The following is a 17,398-nucleotide window of genomic DNA, read 5'->3' on the forward strand; positions in this document are numbered from 1 at the left end:
ATGGCAAGAGCGACCTTTGCTCCGGCAGGTCTCCTGGCTTGCGGGTCATAGCGTTGGCATGGGGCCTTCCCGGATCGCTCCAGTGGCTGACCGTCCCTGTTTTAAGGGTCCGGCCGGTCCATGCCTTGCTCGCCGCTCACAGTTGCAGGGACAGCCACGGATTAGGGAGGGGAAACCTCCCGCACCGCGTTCCCATTTAAGTCCCTTGCGGGACACCGGCGCGATCGATGGACCGGGCAAGCCCGATCCGCTGCGCTTCATAAGGGCGATGCGCGCGAAAGGGAAGTGGGCAGCGACGGCTTGCTTGCGCCCGCTTTGCCCCAAGGCTAGTCCCGTCCTTGAATAACAACATGGAGAGCAGATGATGAGCGATCTCAGCTTCGAAGCGACCAGCCGTTTTCTCGAAACCGCCAATGGCCGCCTCCATTATCATGAGGCTGGATCAGGCCCCGCGCTGCTGCTGCTTCACGGGTCCGGCCCCGGCGTCAAGGGCTGGGCGAATTTTCGGGGCAATCTGCCGCTCTTTTCCCAGCATTTCCGCACGATCATCCTCGACGCACCCGGCTATGGCAAAAGCGATCCCGTGGATGGCGATCCTGTGGCGGTTTTCCGCGACGCTGCCGTCGCGTTGATGGACGGCCTCGGCATCGATCGCGCGCATATCCTCGGCAACAGCTATGGCGGGATTGCCGGTGGCCATCTCGCGGCATCTCATCCCCAGCGGGTGCTGCGCTATATCACCATCGGCGGGATCGGGTTCAACATCACCTCCACCTTTCCCAATGAAGGGCTGACCCGGCTTGTTGATTTCATCGAGGACCCGACGCGCGAGAACATCATCGCCTGGCTGGAATCGATGGTTTACGACAAATCGATCATTACCGACGAACTGATCGACATGCGCTACAAGGCCGCGCTCGAACCGGTGACGATGGAGAGCAGCCGCAAGATGTACACGCGCGCGGTTCTGGGCTTCATCGCGCAGTCAATGAGCGGGCCGGGCGTGTCGCAGCGGATCGATTATCTGGGCAGGATTCAGGCGCCCACGCTGATCACCTGGGGCCGCGATGACAAGGTCAGCCCGCTCGACGGCGCGCTGTTGCCGATGCGAGTGATCCCGAACGCGGAACTGCATGTGTTCCCCAAATGCGGCCATTGGGCGATGATCGAGTGCAAGGATCGGTTTGAGACGTTGGTGCTGGGGTTCTTGTTGGGTGAGGGGTAGGGAGAATCGTCCACCCCGTTCGCCCTGAGCTTGTCGAAGGGCTTTTCTTTTTTGAAGAGAAGTGAGGGGCTTCGACAGGCTCAGGCCGAACGGCGAATAGGAGGGAGCGGGTTGCGCTAACGCCGCACCACCACTGAATGCCAATTCGTCCGCTGCTCCCATCCGCGCCGTTCCAGTTCCGGCGCATCCTCTTCGCTCTCCGGCCGTCCGAGGCAAAGCAGGCCCAGGCACTCCCAACTGGCGGGAACATCCAGCATCGCGTTCACGCGTTCCGCTTCCATGATCGACACCCAACCCATGCCGATCCCCCGCGTCCGCGCCGCCAGCCACAGCGTATGCACCGCCATGACGCAGCTATAGCGGCGCGCCTCGGGCATGGTGACAGCGCCCAGATGATGGCCCGTCTCCGTCCCATCGTCGCAATAGACCGCGAACAACACCGGCGCCTCGCGGAGGCCGTGCAGCTTCAGACTACGGTAGAGCTTGTCCTGATCGCCCTCATACTCCCGGCCCGCCTCCTTCACCTGCGCATCGACATGAAGCGCCAGCCTCTCTCGCAGCCCCTCCGTCTCGATCCGCACAAATCTCCAGGGCTGCGACAATCCGACCGATGGCGCGCGATGCGCCATGCTCAACAGCCACTCGACGTCACTCTCGTCGATCGGGTCTGTCCTGAAATGGCGAATGTCCCGCCGCGCCCGCACCAGCGCCTCGAACTGCGCGCTGTCGATCGGGGTTATGGCGGGTCCACTCATGTCAAAATTCTATCCCTGCCTGTGCCTTCACGCCGCTGCGGAAGGGATGCTTGACCAGCGTCATTTCTGTGACGAGATCGGCCGCCTCGATCAGCGCCTCGGGCGCATTGCGGCCGGTGATAAGAACATGCTTCATCTCGTCCCTGTCCGTCACGGCTTCCACCACCTCATCCACGGGCAGATAGTCATAGCGCAGGACGATATTAAGCTCATCTGCCAGCACCATATCATAGGCCGGATCGGCGATCATCCGCTTAACCTCGTCCCACGCTTCGCGGGCGAGCGCGATGTCGCGGGTCTTGTCCTGCGTGTTCCAGGTAAAGCCTTCGCCCATGGGCTTGAACGTGACATTGTCTGGAAACGCATCGAACACGACTTTTTCTCCGGTGGTCATCGCGCCCTTCACGAACTGGACCACGCCGACCTTCTTGCCATGGCCGATCGCGCGCACGACCATGCCCAGCGCCGCAGTCGTCTTGCCCTTGCCCTTGCCGGTATGGACGATCAGCAGGCCCTTTTCCTGCGTCTTGGTTGCCATGATCTTGTCATGGGCGGCCTGCTTCTTCTTCATCTTTTCGGCATGCTGTTCGGGGGTGCGTTCTATCATGGGCGGTCTTCCTTGAGGCTGGAGAGGAGCATGGCGGCGCTGTTGGACCGTGGCCGCCACAGCCCCCGGTCCAGCGCTTCGTGGAGGCGGGCGGCGGTTTCGCGCAGCGCGGCGGGATTGGCTTCCGCCATGAACCCGCGCACCGCCTCATCTTCGATGAAGGCGGCGTGGACGGCGTCGAAATGATGGTCCTTCACCCCATGGGTCGTGGCGGCAAAGGCAAAGAGATAATCGACCGAGGCCGCCATTTCGAACGCGCCCTTGTAGCCGTGCCGCATCATGCCCGCGATCCATTTGGGATTGGTGACGCGCGCCCGCACCACCCGGCCGATCTCGTCCTCCAACGTGCGGACGATGGGCCGCTCGGGACGGCTATGGTCATTATGATAGCTTAGCGGCTTGCGGCCTGACAGATGCTCGACGGCGGCCGCGATGCCGCCCTCGAACTGGTAATAATCGTCGCTGTCCAGCAGGTCATGCTCGCGATTATCCTGATTCTGGATCAGGGCGTCGGCATCGCTCAGGCGCTGGCTGAAGAGGTCGCGCTCCGCATCACCCTCGACCCCGCCACCATAGGCATAGCCGCCCCAATCGAGATAGATGTTCGCAAGGTCCGATCGATCATGCCACAACCGCTCGTCGATCATCGCCTGCAAACCCGCACCATAAGCGCCGGGCTTCGATCCGAAGATGCGAGCTCCGGCGCGGCGCGTGGCCGCCTTTTCGGACGTCCCCTCCGCAATCAGCGCAGCCGCCTCCGCCCGGTGCCGCGCCGCAGCGGGATTGTCTTCATCAGGTTCATCCAGCGCCATCACGGCCCGGGCGGCGCTGTCGATTAGGTCGATCTGTTCAGGAAAGGCGTCACGGAAAAATCCCGACACGCGCAGGGTCACGTCCACGCGCGGCCGGTTCAGCTCAGCGATCTTCATCACCTCAAATCCGACAACCCGCCCGGATGCCCAGTCCCACCGGGGCCGCACGCCCATCAAGGCCAACGCCTGCGCGATATCGTCGCCGCCTGTGCGCATGTTCGCCGTGCCCCATGCGGAAAGGGCCATGGCGCGAGGATAATCGCCTTCGCGCTGGAGATAGTCCTGCACGATGAGGCCGGCCGACCGCTGGCCCAGATTCCAGGCGGCCACGGTCGGCACCGCGCGTGTATCGACCGAATAGAAATTCCGCCCGGTCGGCAGTACATCGGGACGCCCGCGTGTGGGCGCGCCGGAAGGGCCGGGCAGCACGAACTTGCCATCGAGTGCGCGGAGCAGCCCCGCCTTTTCCGCCTCGCCGCAAGCATCCACGCGAGGAGCAAGCTGTTTCCTCACAGCCTCCAGAACCGCCGCGCTACGCGGCCCCGGCGCAGCCGCTCCATGATCCAGCAGCCATATCGCATAGAGTTCCAGCCGCTCAACCGTATCCCCCACGCTGCGCCACGCATCGTCCGCCAGGCTGCCAAGCATCTCCGGGCGCGGCCCATCCCACGGGGCGCCCATGCCGCAATCCAACGGATCGAAGCCCAACTCCAGATCATCCGCCAGAGCCCGCAGCAGCGATTGCTGATCCTCGTCCAGACCCCTGGGGCAGCGGGCGAGGGAGATCAGCAGGTCCCGGCGCAGCGCCCCTTCGGGCGACCGGGTAAAGACATGCAGCCCGTCCCGGATCTGCATTTCCTTCAGTTCGCACAGATAATTGTCGATCGCGGCCAAGGCATCGTCTCCACTGCCTTGCGCTCCTGCATCCTTGTCGAGCCCCTGAGACGCCGCCAGCGCCAATATGTCCCGGCGCAGCGTCTCCAGCCTGCGCGGGTCCATCCCCGCCGCCAGATAATATTCATCGACCAGCGCCTCCAATTCCTTCAGCGGGCCATAGGTCTCCGCGCGGGTCAGCGGCGGCGTCAGATGGTCGATGATGCACGCGCCGATCCGCCGCTTGGCCTGCGTGCCTTCGCCCGGATCGTTGACGATGAAAGGATAGATTTGCGGCACCGGTCCCGCGCAGATTTCCGGGAAGCAGTTTTCCGATAGCGCGATGGCCTTGCCGGGCAACCATTCCAGATTGCCATGCTTCCCCACATGCACGACCGCATGCGCGTCAAACACCCGCGCCAGCCAGATGTGGAAGGCCAGATAGGCATGCGGCGGAGGCAACGCCGGGTCATGATAGCTGCTCTTGGGATCGACATCATAGCCGCGAGAGGGCTGCACCGCGACGGCGACATGGCCGAAGCGATGCACCCGCAGGCGGAAGGCCCCATCCCGGCAGGATGGGTCATCCTCCGGCTCGCCCCACCGTTCACTGACGGCCGCCCTCACGCTCTCGGGAAAACCGTCGAACGCCGCCCGATACTCCGCCAGCAGGAGGGAGCAGGTCACATCGCTCCCGGTCATATGCCGCATCAGCGCCGCGCCATCGGTGGGAGCGTCGCCCGTCGCATAACCAGACTCCGCCAGCGCGCGCAGGATAGCCGCAGCGCTTTCCGGCGTATCAAGCCCCACGCCGTTGCCGATCCGGCCGTCCCTATTCGGATAATTGGCAAGGACCAGCGCGATATTGCGATCTTCCACAGGCGATCGGCCTAATTTCGCCCAGTTTGCAGCCAGTTGAGAAACAAAGCTCACGCGATCAGCCAGAAGCTGGGGCACGACGATACTGCACTCAGTTCGCGCGTCAAATCGGGCGGCGGCCTTGAACGCGACGGCCCGGGTGAACAGCCGTCCGTCCACTTCAGGCAAGGCGATATGCATCGCGAGATCGCGCGGCCCCAATCCCCGCGCGCTGTCCTGCCACGCACCCTGTTCGGCGCTGGCGAATAATGTCTGGAGGACAGGGCAGTCGGCCTTTTCCAATATGGATGGCGTGCGCGGTTCGCCGGGTGCGGACGCGGCAAAGGCCGTGGCGTTCAGGATGACGTCCGGCCGTGCCGCCCCAATCACCCCGTCCAGATAGTCGCGTGCAAAGGGCTCTCGCAATGCCCGCACATAGACCGGCAGGACGTTGAGACCGGCTGCCTGCAATCCAGCGATCATCGCGTCCACCGCCTCCAGCGTCCCCGCGATCAGCAACGCGCGATAGAAGAGGAACAGCACCGTCGGCTGGCCGGATATCCAACCAGCCATCACCTGTTCCAGCGTCGGCCGTTCGACACCGGGCAGATAGAGACCCGCATCGGCGACCGGCACGGGCGCGTCGGGCGCTCCCGCATCGACGCCTGCGATCCGGGCGGCGGTCTTCAGAAATGCCGTGGCATTGGCAATGCCGCCCTGCCGGAGATAATCGCGCAGCCGATCGCACATGTCCGGCGGCAGGGTGGAGGCGGCGCGCAGTTCCGGATCATCCTCCCGCCCGTCCGCTATCGCGGCAAAGGCGATGCCCTTGTCGCGCGCAATATTGGCAATTTCCTCAATCCCATAGGGCCAATAGCTCTTGCCGCCCAACAACACCACGCACACGAACTTCGCGTGAGAGATCACCTTCTCGACATAGAGATCGACCGAATAGGGATGCTTCAGCTGAAGGAGGTTCGCCAGCCGGATCGAGGGCGCGCCTTCCCCCAGCATCGCTGCGGCGCTGGCAAAGCAGGCAAGGTCGCTGTCCGCCACGGTCAGCAGCACGATGTCGCCCGGCGTCTGGCCAAGGTCGATCGCTTCCTCTCCATTGGAGACGGTGCCGGGCGTGGCGGTCAGCAAATGCATCAGGCGACCGCCAACTGGCCCATCAGCACCTGTTCGATCGCCAGTCGATCGATCCCCGCCTGACCGATCACCACCAGCCGCGAGCTACGCGCCTCACCTGCCTGCCAGTGCCGGTCATAATGATGCTGGATGCGCGGCCCCACTGCCTGGATCACCAGCCGCGCCGGACGGCCCGCAATGGCAACAAAGCCCTTTACCCGCAATATGTCATGATCGGCTATGACTTGCTCCAGCGAACTCAGCAGTGGCGCGGGATTGCCCAGCTCCCCCAAATCCACGACGAAGCTGTCGAAATCCTCATGGTCATGATCCCCCTCATCGTCATGATGGGAAGGGCGCGCATCGATCTGCTCTTCCACGCCCGCGTCCAGACCCAGCAGGATAGCCGGGTCAATTTCCCCCCGCGCGGTGCGGACGATGCGGACGCCCGGCCGCACTTCCCCGGCCAGCTGCTGCTCCAGTTCCGCCAGCCTGTCCGGCTCGACCAGATCGCTCTTGTTCAGCAGTATCAGGTCGGCGCAGGCAATCTGGTCCTCGAACAGTTCCTCGATCGGGCTGTCATGGTCCAGCGTGGGGTCGGCCGCACGGGCGGCGGCCAGCGCTGCCTCGTCATGGGCAAATCGCCCCGCAGCCAGAGCATCCGCATCGATGAGCGCGATGACGCCGTCCACCGTCGCCCGCGTACGGATGTCGGGCCACTGGAACGCCTTCACCAGCGGCTTTGGCAGGGCGAGGCCCGATGTCTCGATGATTATATGGTCGGGCGGCACGTCGCGGTCCAGCAGCCGCTGCATCGTGGGCAGGAAATCGTCCGCCACGGTGCAGCAGATGCAGCCATTGGCGAGCTCGATAATGTCCTCTTCAGGGCAAGCTTCGTCACCGCAGCCCTTCACCAGCGATCCATCGACGCCCACATCGCCAAATTCGTTGATGATGAGGGCCAGGCGCCGCCCGCCTGCATTTTCGATCAGGTGGCGGATCAGCGTCGTCTTTCCGGCGCCCAGAAATCCGGTGATGACGGTGGCAGGAACCTTGCTCATAAAGTCTGTCCTTGATTGGGGAGGAGCACGTCGATCTCGTCGAAGCGCTTCCAGCGGTAGATGATCCAGCTCGCCAGCCAGCAGGCGGCGAACAGGCCGACGATGAAGAAGCCGAGGCTGTTGAAATGCTCACCCAGATCGGCCGCGACCGACCAGACGCCGCCGGTCAGGCCCAGCTTATCGCCCAGCAGCGCCGCCGCCTCGATCCCGCCGATGACGATCGCGACCAGCGCGGACACCAGCGTGATGGTGATGTTGTAGTAGAGCTTGCGGATCGGCTTCACGAACGCCCATTGATAGGCGCCCATCATCAACGCCCCGTCCACCGTGTCGATCAGCGCCATCCCCGCTGCAAAGAGCAGGGGGAAGATGAGGACCGTCGCGATCGAAAGACCGCTCGCCGCCTGACCCGCCGACAGGCCGAGGATCGCCACCTCTGTCGCCGTGTCGAATCCCAGCCCGAACAGAAAGCCCAGCGGCGCCATGTGCCAGCTGCGCGTGACCAGCCGGAACAGAGGCCGAAACAGGCGCGCCAACAGCCCCCGGTTGCCCAGCAATATGTCCATGTCCTCATCGACATAGGTTCCGCCATTGCGAACATGGTTGAATGTCTTCAGGACCGATCGCAGGATGATCAGGTTCATCGCGGCGATGGCGAAGAGGAAGGTGGCGGAGATGACCGTGGCGATCGTGCCGCCGATTTCGCCCGCCGCCTCGACCCTGCTCAGCGCGTTGGCGGCGACGGCGATCATGACCGCGGCGATCAGCACGATGCCGCTATGGCCGATCGCAAACCACAGGCCCACGGTCAGCGGCCGCTGGCCTTCCTGCATCAGCTTGCGGGTCACATTGTCGATCGCCGCGATATGATCGGCATCGACCGCGTGGCGCAGCCCCAGGCTCCAGGCGAGCAGGGCGGTGCCCAGCATCATCGTGTTGCCCGCAAAGATCAGCAGGGCAAAGAGCCACAGGCCGATATTGCAGGCGATCAAGACCGCGAACATGACAGTGGCACGGCGGCGAAGCGCCGGAAATTGTATCGCCATTTTAGACATGGCTCCCGTCGGCGTCAGCGAACCTGAACGGGACCTCCGCTGAGCGGCCGACACGATGCGCCGGACGGACACCATATAGCGCCCGGCACGCATGCCGGTGCGGCCCCGCCGCACGCGTCGCTCAGACGGAATACCGTGCCCCGGCCATCCCCTGGGCCAAAGCAAGAGCGACCAGACGCTGGCAGGTCTCCTGGCTTGCGGGTCATCGCTCGACACATGGCCTTCCCAGGCCTCGCATGATTTAGCGTCCGGCCCAGTGGCTGACCCCCGGTCGTACCGGAAGGTCGCTATGCATCTCGCTCTCCGCTTACAGTTGCAGGGACAGCCGCGGATTTGGGCTCCTTCGGCAGGAGCCCGCACCGCATTCCCTTTTAAAGCCCTTCCGGGCACCGGCGCGATCGATGCCGTGCATAGATGGCTTGGCCGTCAAAGGAAAGCGGGCAAGACGATGAAATTGAAATGACCCATGCTGCCCGGCAAACACGTGCCGGACTCCCCGCACCATATTGCCGCGCCTGTCCTCTCCGCCTAGACCGGACGCATGTCCTCGTCTTTCTCCTTCACCCGGATCGCGCCCGATGGCGGCACATCGCCGGTCATGCGCGAACTGGCGGAGGAGGTTCCCGTCGCCATCGAATATAACGGCATCGGCTATGCCGTGCTGATGGCGACCCCGGCGGATATCGCGGAACTGGTGCAGGGATTCGCGCTGGCAGAGCGGCTGGTCGTCCCTTCCGACGCGCCGCTTGATGTCGATGTGCACGCGACCGATCAGGGCCTTGTAGCCCGCGCCACGCTGCCGCCCGATCGCGCGGAGGGGCTGCTCGGCCGGATTCGCCATCGGGTTTCGGACTCTTCCTGCGGCCTGTGTGGCGTCGAAAATCTTGAACAGGCGATGCGTCCGCTGCCTGCCATCGCCGCCCGCTGCGATGCCAAGCCCGAAGCGATCTTTCATGCGCTGAACGATCTGTCTGCGCATCAACCGCTGAACAGGCGAACCGGCGCCGTCCACGCCGCTGCGCTGGCCGGTCCCGACGGCACCATCCGCCTCGCTTATGAGGACGCGGGCCGCCATAACGCCTTTGACAAGCTGATCGGCGCCATGCGGCGGCAGGACCTGTCGTGGGACGGCGGATTTGCCCTGCTCTCTTCGCGCTGTTCCTATGAACTGGTGGAAAAAGCTGTGCTCGCCGACTGCCCGCTGCTCGTCACCATCTCCGCCCCGACGCGCCTCGCGGCCGAACGCGCCGCCAGCGCTGGCCTGCCGATCGTGGTGCTGGCGCGGCCCGATGCGGTGCTGGCGGCCGGTTCCATGCCCGGCTGACAATCCCCCTTCATCTACCGCTTGCGAGCGCAGCGCGCCCGCTTTATCAGCACCCCCGCGACAGGTTCCCCTTAGGGGATCAAAAGGGAAGTCGGGTGCAACACCCGCGCTGCCCCTGCAACTGTAAGCGGTGAGCGAACCGGCCACTTAGCCATTGGGACTTTCCCCGAGAAGGCGGCCGGTACGCAGCGACCCGTGAGCCAGGAGACCTGCCTGACGCAGTCGTTCTTCGACCGGACAGGGTGTGCCGGACGAACGGGGTTCCCTCGCCGGACGACAGCCACCGCCTTGCTCGCCATACGGCCGGGCAGGGCCGTTTGCGGTTCGATTTTGCGGGGAGGACCATGATGACGGTCTTTCATGTTCATATGGTTATGGAAGCGCGCCGCTGATGCTGTGCGCGGTGGAAAACAGAGCTTCGGTGGTGGTCTGCTCGACCTGCCGCCTGTCCGCTGACCAGCGGGAAGATGGGGCAGGACGGCGCGGCGGCGCGCTGTTGGTTGAGGCCATGCGCGATCTTCAGGCTGCCGAGCCTGCTTATGATGCGGTTGCCGTGCAGGATATGCCCTGCCTCTTCGCCTGCCAGCGTCATTGCACCGTCCATGTGCGTGGTCCCGGCAAGGTCGGCTATGTTCTGGGCGACTTCACCCCGGATGCAGATGCCGCCCGCGCGATCCTCGACTACGCCCTGCGCCACGCCGCCAGCGAAGAAGGCGTCGTGCGCTACGCCGATTGGCCGCAGGGGGTGAAGGGCCATTTCATCGTCCGCACGCCGCCTGAAGGCTTCGTCTGCACATGATCCACTTTCAGGATCGCGCTGATTTTCAGGCCGCGCTCGCCAGCCTTCCTCAGCCTGATGCGGCGGCGATCGAAACGGCAGCGGCGCGGCAGGCCTCCTTGACGAAACCCGTCGGATCGCTCGGCCGACTGGAGGAGATCGCCCTCTTCATGGCAGGCTGGCAGGGTCGCGAACGTCCATGCGCCGACCGCATCCGCGCCGCCATTTTCGCGGGCAACCATGGTGTCGCCGCGCGCGGCGTCAGCGCCTTTCCGGCGTCCGTCACGGCGCAGATGGTCGCGAACTTCCAGACAGGCGGCGCGGCGATCAACGCGCTTGCAGGCGCCTGCGGAGCTGAACTGGTTATTGTCCCGCTCGCCCTCGATAAACCCACCGCCGACATATGCGAAGCCCCCGCCATGACGGAGGCGGAGTGCCTCGACGTCCTGAACGCGGGCGCCGCCACCGTCGTGCAAGATTGCGAGCTGCTCTTCACCGGAGAGATGGGCATCGCCAATACCACCCCCGCCGCCGCGTTGTGCCTTCAATCCTTTGGCGGCGAGGCGCAGGATTGGACGGGGAGGGGCACCGGCATCGACGCAGCCGCCCTCGTCGGCAAGACGCACGCCGTCCAGATCGCGCACGCCCTGCACGCCCCCCATTGCGCCGACGCTTTCGAAACGCTCCGTCGCCTTGGCGGGCGAGAGATTGCAGCGATGGCAGGCGCCATCCTCGCCGCGCGCCTGATGCGCGTGCCGGTGCTGCTCGACGGATTTATCTGCGGCGCGGCCATCGCCCCTCTCGCGCGCGACAATCCGGCCATCACGGCCCACTGCCTCGCCGCCCACTGCTCCGCCGAAGCAGGCCATGCCCGGCTGCTCGAAAAGCTCAGCCTGAACCCCTTGCTTCATCTCGACATGCGCCTCGGCGAAGGCAGCGGCGCGGCGGTCGCGGCGCAACTCATCCGCTCCGCCCTCGCCGCGCATGACCAGATGGCAACCTTCGCCGAAGCGGCGGTGGCTAACGCGCTATGAGCCCGCTCACGCTCCACCTGATGCGCCACGCAGCGCCACAGACGCCCGGCCTCCTGCTCGGTCACATGGACATGCCGCCCGACCCGGCCGCGATGCAGCTTTGCGTTGAACGATCCCGCTCGCTTGCGTTCGACCGATTGATCAGCTCCGACCTGACACGCGCCCGCACCCCCGCCGCCTTGATTGCCGCTGCCCGGCAGGTGCCGCACGACATCGACGCGGGCTGGCGCGAACTGCACTTCGGCGCGTGGGAGGGCACCGATCCCGCAACTCTCCCTGCCGAGGAAATTGGTCGTTTTTGGTCATCCCCGGACGACCATCCTCCGCCCGGAGGGGAAAGCTGGTCCGGCATTTGCCTGCGCGTAAAGGCGGCACTTGGCGAAATCGACCGGCCCTCGCTGGTCCTTACCCATGCCGGTGCGATCCGTGGCGCGCTGACTACCCTGTGTGGCTTCACTTACCAGCAGGCCTGGGCAATCGACCTTCCCTATGGCGCCTTGCTTAGCCTGCGTATCTGGCCGGGGGATAATCCCAGCGCGCAGATCACCGGGCTTGTAACATGACCCGCCTCATCCTCGCCCTGCAACTCATGACCCGCCTGCCGCTCCCGCAAGTGCGCGCGGAGGAAAAGGATTTCGCCGCCGCGATCCGATGGTTTCCCGCGACGGGCATCGTCGTCGGCCTCGCCGCCGCTGCCGCCATGACGATCGGCCTGCTTGCCGATCCCTGGATGGCCGCCTTGCTCGGCCTCATCGTCTGGGTCGCCATCACCGGAGCGCTGCATCTCGACGGCCTTGGCGACATTGCTGACGGGGCAGGGGCAGCGCATGGTGACCGGGCAAAGCTGTCCGCCGTCCTTGCCGACCCGCATATCGGCAGTTTCGGCGTCGTCGCGATCGTCCTGCAACTGCTGGCGAAGCTCGTCCTGCTGCACCTCTGCGCGGAGCATGTCGCGCCGATTGCCATCATCGCCGTGCCCTTCGTCGCCCGGATCGGCCCACTGGCATGGACCCTCTGGCTCCCGCCGCTCCATGAGGGCCTATCCAGCCGCTTCCGTGCAAGCATCAGCCCGGTGCATTTGCTGGGCTGGGCGATGCTGGCCGCAGCCCTCTGCTTCATCATTCCCGCACTCCTGTCCGCCGCTATCCTCGTCCCGCTTTGGGGATGGTGGCTGCGCAGCCGGATCGGCGGCATTTCGGGAGATGGCCATGGCGCCGGGATCGAACTCATCGAAAGCGGCCTGCTAGCCGCACTGGTGCTGGCATGATGAGTGACATCTTCCACTGGCATGGCGGTCGTCTGTCGGCGGCGCGTCAGCATTATGAGACGCGCCTTCCCTGGATCGATCTTTCCACCGGCATAAATCCGCTCGCCTGGCCCGGCACCGCCACGATCACTCCGGACTGGCAATCCCTCCCCGATCCCGCAGCGCTTGCCGATCTCGAACAGGCCGCCGCTGCTCATTTTGGCGTGTCCCCCGATCACATCTGTGCACTGCCGGGCAGCGAAACCGGCCTGCGCCTGCTTGGCCATCTGATCGATACGCCCGCCTGCCATATCCTGCCGTCCTACCGCACCCATGCGCAGGCTTTCCCAAACTCGCGCCCATTGCAGCAACCGGAAGACGCACCACCGGGCACCGCGCTCCTCCTCGCCAATCCCAACAATCCCGATGGCCGCCTCTATACGCAGGCGCAAATGCAGCAGCTTCTGGCTCAACAGGAAAGGGGAGGCGGCTGGCTGATCGTCGATGAAGCCTTTGCCGACTGCATGCCCGGTGCCAGCATGGCGGCCGAAGTCGCGGATCACCGCCGCCTGCTCATCTTCCGTTCCTTCGGCAAATTCTTCGGGCTAGCGGGTGTGCGATTGGGCTTCCTCCTCGCCCCATCCCCCATCATCGCCGCCTGCCGCAGGCTGATGGGAGACTGGCCTTTATCCGCCGCTGCGATCGACTTTGGCCGCGCTGCCTATCGCGATTACGGCTGGATTGATGAGACGATCGCGACCCTTTCTACCCGCGCTGCCAGCCTTGACGTGCTGCTTATCCGCCACGGCTTCATCCCGCGCGGCGATTGCCCGCTATTCCGCCTGATCGATACGCCGAACGCCGTCAGACTGTTCGACCGCCTCGCGCGCCACGCCATTCTCACCCGCCCGTTCGAAGATTACCCTCATTGGCTCCGCTTCGGTCTGCCCGACGATGATGCCGCCATGGCCCGGCTGGACGAAGCGCTTGGTTGAGCTGACCGCCATGATCATCGACGCGGTGCTAGGCTGGCCAGCCCGGCTGCACGCCCGTATCGGCCACCCGGTCGGAGCCTTCGCCCGGATCATCACCGCTTGCGAGGGCCGTTTGAACCGGCGCCATTTCGGCACCCCGCGCCGCCGTCTCGGCGGCATCATCACGCTGCTCCTCCTCCTCGCGACCGCCATCGCAGCGGGCTGGGCCGCAGAACAGCTTATTCGCCACTTCCTCGGCTCCTGGGCCTGGATCGGTCTCGCGCTCGCCGCTTGGCCAGCACTTGCGCAGCGAAGTCTGTTCGACCATGTCCTGCCCGTCGTTCAGGCTCTCGAAGCAGGCAATCTCTTCGCCGCCCGCCGCGCCGTCAGCCAGATCGTCGGACGCGATACCGCCACCCTCGACGAGGCAGGGGTTGCTCGTGCCACAATAGAAAGCCTCGCCGAAAGCTTCTGCGACGGAGTCGTTGCGCCGCTCTTCTGGCTGCTCATCGGCGGCTTGCCCGGAATCTGGGCCTATAAGGCGGTCAACACCGCCGACAGCCTGATCGGCCACCGGGAGGAGCCGTTTACGGCTTTCGGCTGGGCCGCCGCACGCTTCGATGATCTCCTTAATCTCATCCCCGCGCGCCTGTCGGGCGTCCTCATTTGCGTCGCTGGCATGGGCGGCTGGCGGATCCTCTGGCGCGACCATGGCCGTCACGCATCGCCCAATGCAGGCTGGCCGGAGGCGGCGATGGCGGGCGCGCTGGACATCCGCCTTGCCGGGCCGGTCGCCTATGAAGGCCAATATCATGCCAAGCCATGGATCGGCGGGGAAGCGGACGAAGCTACGCCCGCCGCCGCTCGCGCCGCGTTGGCGCTCTATGTTCGCGCCTGCGCGCTCCTTTGGCTCGCGACGGCGCTGATCGCAGGGATGGGCCGATGACCGCTTTCCAGAAGCTGCTCGTGCTGGGCGGCGCCCGTTCGGGCAAGAGCCGCCATGCCGAAGCGCAGTGCGAAGCGCTGCCGGGCATCATGACCTACATCGCCACGGCCGAGGCGTACGACGATGAAATGCACGAAAGGATTGCCACGCATCGTGCCCGCCGCAACGCGCGCTGGCGAACGGTCGAAGCGCCTATTGATCTGCCCGCCGCGATCCGGAATGTCCACGCGCACACGCCATCTGGCCCGATCCTTGTCGATTGCCTTACCCTTTGGCTGTCCAACCTGCTGCTGGCTGGCGAAGACATTGCCCGGTGGAGCGAAGAACTGATCGCCGCCATCACCGGCTGCACGGTTCCCATCGTGCTGGTCGCCAATGAAGTCGGCCTTTCCATCGTCCCGGAAAATGCACTTGCCCGCCGTTTCAGAGACGAAGCGGGCCTGCTTAATCAGCATGTGGCCGCCGCTTGCGACAGGGTGGTATTTGTCGCCGCCGGTCTGCCCCTGATGCTCAAGCAAAGCGGATGAGGAAGGCCGCGGCTGCAAGCCATTTTGAAAATCGCGGATGCCAGCAGCCCTACTTATCGTAGAGAGCGAATAAATTCGTTGCGCGAATCGCCTATGTGATAAATGCCGCTGACCGGCTTGCCTGCGATCTATTGGATCAATATGGCATGTTTAATAGTGCGTGGAGGGATTTTATAGGAGCCAGCGATCATGGCAGGGGCAATATGTTCCCAACCTGGGCGAAATTGGAAGACCGCCAGGGTGATCAGATCGCGGTTTCTGGACAGGGGATAATTCAGTGAACGCTTTCAATGCAGATTATCTGTTCGTCTTCATATTGGCGGCTTTTTTGGGTTTTCAGCTGATCAAGAAGGTATCGCCGCTTTTGCATTCGCCGTTGATGTCGCTGACCAATGCGATCGCGGCGGTGGTGATTGTGGGGGCGATCACGATCACGGGTGAGGCGGGGGCGACGCCTCTGGCCAAGACGCTGGGCTTCATCGCGGTGTTCTGCGCGACGGTGAACCTTGTGAGCGGTTTCATGATTACCGATCGCATGCTCAAGATGTTCAAGCCGCGGGGGAAGTAACAGATGAACGCCTTCGTACCCTTCGCGGCGATTGTCGCGTCCGCTTTGTTCATCCTGTCGCTGATGTGGATGAGTCATCCCTCGACCGCCCGTCGCGGCGTGCGCGCGGGCGAGATCGGGATGGTGATCGCGATCATCGGCGCGCTGGTCCAGCATGAGGTGGTGGACTATAATCTGATCATCATCGCGATGATCGCAGGCGCGGCGGCGGGCATTCCGATGGCGCTGCTGATGCCGATGACGGCGATCCCGCAGCGAACCGCCATCTCCCACGCCTTTGGCGCGCTGGCGGTTGGCCTGATCGGCGCGGCGGAATATTACAAGCATGCCCATGCGGAATATGCGGGCGGCTTCATTCTGTGGGCGCTGATGTTCGAGATGCTGCTGGGTTTCCTGACCTGCACGGCCTCGGTCGTCGCCTTTGCCAAGCTGCAGGAACTGATGGGCAGCCGTCCGGTGTCCTTCCCCGGCCAGCGCATCGTCAATGGCGCGGTGGCGCTGGCGACGGTGGCGATCGGCGTGACGCTGGCGCTTGACCCGACGCAGACCTGGCTGTTCCCGGCCTTCGCGGGCCTGGCGTTGCTGTTCGGCATATTGCTGGTGATCCCGATCGGCGGCGCGGACATGCCGACGGTCATTGCGCTCCTGAACAGCTATGCGGGTCTTGCCGCAAGCGCGATGGGCTTTGCGCTCGGCAACAAGCTGCTGATCGTGGCGGGCGCGCTCGATGGCGCATCGGGCTTCATCCTGGCGCTGGTGATGTGCAAGGCGATGAACCGCAGCTTTGCCAATGTGATGTTCGGCGGCTTCGGCAAGGTGGTCGCGGGCGTTGCGGGCGGCAAGGACGACCGGGTGGTGCGCTCCGCCTCTGCCGAGGAAGCCGCGATGCAGCTGGAGAATGCGAGCAGCGTGGTCATCATCCCGGGCTATGGCATGGCGGTCGCGCAGGCGCAGCACAAGGTCAGCGAGCTGTATCAGGCGCTCACGAAGAAGGGCGTGGACGTCAAGTTCGCGATCCATCCGGTGGCGGGCCGCATGCCCGGTCACATGAACGTGCTGCTGGCCGAAGCGAACGTCCCCTATGAGCAGCTGGTCGATCTGGACGACATCAACCCCGAACTGCCGCAGGCGGACGTGGCGGTGATCATCGGCGCGAACGACACGGTGAACCCGTCGGCGCGCGACGATCCGCAAAGCGCGATCGCGGGCATGCCGATCATCGAGGCGGACCGCGCCAAGTCTGTGTTCGTGATCAAGCGCAGCATGAACGCGGGCTTTGCCGGGATCGACAATCCGATCTATTATAACAGCAACACCCAGATGCTGTTCGGCGACGCCAAGGACATGGTCGGCTCCATCGCCAAGGAACTGGCAGGGGGTGGGTCGGGCTTGCACTGAACTGCCCGCACAGCACCAAGACACAGAAGCCCGCTGCCCCCAAGCAGCGGGCTTTTTTCATATAGGTTCGCTCGCAGCTTGTAGGAGAAGCATTGCGCCAAGCGGCTGCTCAGTCGAGTGATGCATCGTCGATGTTGATGGTGCCCATTGCTGCAAAAATGCAGACGTAATTTGCGAATATGAGATGTTGATTGCACAATCGCGCCCGCGCATGGACAGCACAGATCCA

General features: G+C 64.4%; 16 protein-coding genes and 3 riboswitches. Of the genes, 11 read left to right on the forward strand and 5 right to left on the reverse strand.

What is annotated here, in order from left to right; all coding sequences use genetic code 11:
• Positions 1-6: 6 nt before the first annotated feature.
• A riboswitch (cobalamin riboswitch) is annotated at positions 7-235 on the reverse strand.
• Between the two features lie 126 nt (positions 236-361).
• Complete coding sequence (locus tag AC6JBC_RS14385) at positions 362-1,225, forward strand: alpha/beta fold hydrolase (protein ID WP_498026176.1); 864 nt, start codon at positions 362-364, stop codon at positions 1,223-1,225.
• A 116-nt stretch (positions 1,226-1,341) separates the two neighbouring features.
• Here the strand turns inward: AC6JBC_RS14385 and bluB are convergent, their stop codons facing one another.
• From bluB to AC6JBC_RS14410, 5 genes are read right to left on the reverse strand one after another with little or no spacing between them, the layout of a single operon-like run.
• On the reverse strand, positions 1,342-1,980 hold the full coding sequence (gene bluB, locus AC6JBC_RS14390; RefSeq protein WP_498026177.1) for a 5,6-dimethylbenzimidazole synthase: 639 nt from the start codon (positions 1,978-1,980) through the stop codon (positions 1,342-1,344).
• Between the two features lies 1 nt (position 1,981).
• Positions 1,982-2,587 carry a cob(I)yrinic acid a,c-diamide adenosyltransferase gene (gene cobO, locus AC6JBC_RS14395; protein ID WP_498026178.1) on the reverse strand — a complete coding sequence of 202 codons (606 nt, stop codon included), beginning with the start codon at positions 2,585-2,587 and terminating at the stop codon, positions 1,982-1,984.
• The gene (cobN, locus tag AC6JBC_RS14400) at positions 2,584-6,279 is read right to left on the reverse strand and encodes a cobaltochelatase subunit CobN (RefSeq protein WP_498026179.1); all 3,696 of its coding nucleotides are present in this window, start codon (positions 6,277-6,279) and stop codon (positions 2,584-2,586) included. The genes cobO and cobN overlap by 4 nt, the downstream gene beginning before the upstream one ends.
• Complete coding sequence (cobW, locus tag AC6JBC_RS14405; RefSeq protein WP_498026180.1) at positions 6,279-7,319, reverse strand: cobalamin biosynthesis protein CobW; 1,041 nt, start codon at positions 7,317-7,319, stop codon at positions 6,279-6,281. The genes cobN and cobW overlap by 1 nt, the downstream gene beginning before the upstream one ends.
• Positions 7,316-8,365, reverse strand: coding sequence for a HoxN/HupN/NixA family nickel/cobalt transporter (locus AC6JBC_RS14410; protein ID WP_498026181.1), 1,050 nt, complete (start codon positions 8,363-8,365; stop codon positions 7,316-7,318). The genes cobW and AC6JBC_RS14410 overlap by 4 nt, the downstream gene beginning before the upstream one ends.
• 172 nt (positions 8,366-8,537) lie before the next feature.
• A riboswitch (cobalamin riboswitch) is annotated at positions 8,538-8,783 on the reverse strand.
• 132 nt (positions 8,784-8,915) lie between these two features.
• Between AC6JBC_RS14410 and fdhD the strand changes: the two genes are divergently transcribed.
• The 10 genes from fdhD (at position 8,916) to AC6JBC_RS14460 (ending at position 17,169) form a co-directional block, all read left to right on the forward strand.
• Entirely contained in the window at positions 8,916-9,698 is a 783-nt protein-coding gene (gene fdhD, locus AC6JBC_RS14415; protein WP_498026182.1) for a formate dehydrogenase accessory sulfurtransferase FdhD, read from the forward strand.
• A gap of 45 nt (positions 9,699-9,743) precedes the next feature.
• Positions 9,744-9,929: riboswitch (cobalamin riboswitch) on the forward strand.
• 160 nt (positions 9,930-10,089) lie between these two features.
• Positions 10,090-10,497 (forward strand): DUF1636 domain-containing protein, encoded by a 408-nt coding sequence (locus AC6JBC_RS14420; protein ID WP_498026183.1) that lies wholly within the window; start codon positions 10,090-10,092, stop codon positions 10,495-10,497.
• Positions 10,494-11,510 carry a nicotinate-nucleotide--dimethylbenzimidazole phosphoribosyltransferase gene (gene cobT, locus AC6JBC_RS14425; protein ID WP_498026184.1) on the forward strand — a complete coding sequence of 339 codons (1,017 nt, stop codon included), beginning with the start codon at positions 10,494-10,496 and terminating at the stop codon, positions 11,508-11,510. Before AC6JBC_RS14420 ends, cobT begins: the two co-directional genes overlap by 4 nt.
• Positions 11,507-12,073, forward strand: a complete 567-nt coding sequence (locus AC6JBC_RS14430) for a histidine phosphatase family protein (RefSeq protein WP_498026185.1) — start codon at positions 11,507-11,509, stop codon at positions 12,071-12,073. The genes cobT and AC6JBC_RS14430 overlap by 4 nt, the downstream gene beginning before the upstream one ends.
• Positions 12,070-12,777, forward strand: coding sequence for an adenosylcobinamide-GDP ribazoletransferase (locus tag AC6JBC_RS14435; RefSeq protein ID WP_498026186.1), 708 nt, complete (start codon positions 12,070-12,072; stop codon positions 12,775-12,777). The genes AC6JBC_RS14430 and AC6JBC_RS14435 overlap by 4 nt, the downstream gene beginning before the upstream one ends.
• A complete protein-coding gene (locus AC6JBC_RS14440; RefSeq protein ID WP_498026187.1) occupies positions 12,777-13,751 on the forward strand; it encodes a threonine-phosphate decarboxylase in 975 nt (324 codons plus the stop codon). Before AC6JBC_RS14435 ends, AC6JBC_RS14440 begins: the two co-directional genes overlap by 1 nt.
• Entirely contained in the window at positions 13,714-14,676 is a 963-nt protein-coding gene (cbiB, locus tag AC6JBC_RS14445; RefSeq protein WP_498026510.1) for an adenosylcobinamide-phosphate synthase CbiB, read from the forward strand. The genes AC6JBC_RS14440 and cbiB overlap by 38 nt, the downstream gene beginning before the upstream one ends.
• Positions 14,673-15,203: a bifunctional adenosylcobinamide kinase/adenosylcobinamide-phosphate guanylyltransferase gene (gene cobU / locus AC6JBC_RS14450; RefSeq protein ID WP_498026188.1), complete on the forward strand. Its 531-nt coding sequence runs from the start codon at positions 14,673-14,675 to the stop codon at positions 15,201-15,203. Before cbiB ends, cobU begins: the two co-directional genes overlap by 4 nt.
• A 277-nt stretch (positions 15,204-15,480) precedes the next feature.
• Positions 15,481-15,771: an NAD(P) transhydrogenase subunit alpha part 2 gene (locus AC6JBC_RS14455; protein ID WP_196227069.1), complete on the forward strand. Its 291-nt coding sequence runs from the start codon at positions 15,481-15,483 to the stop codon at positions 15,769-15,771.
• Positions 15,772-15,774: 3 nt separating this feature from the next.
• Positions 15,775-17,169, forward strand: coding sequence for an NAD(P)(+) transhydrogenase (Re/Si-specific) subunit beta (locus tag AC6JBC_RS14460; protein ID WP_498026189.1), 1,395 nt, complete (start codon positions 15,775-15,777; stop codon positions 17,167-17,169).
• Positions 17,170-17,398 lie beyond the last annotated feature (229 nt).

It is taken from the genome of Sphingobium sp. RC1 (assembly GCF_059738765.1).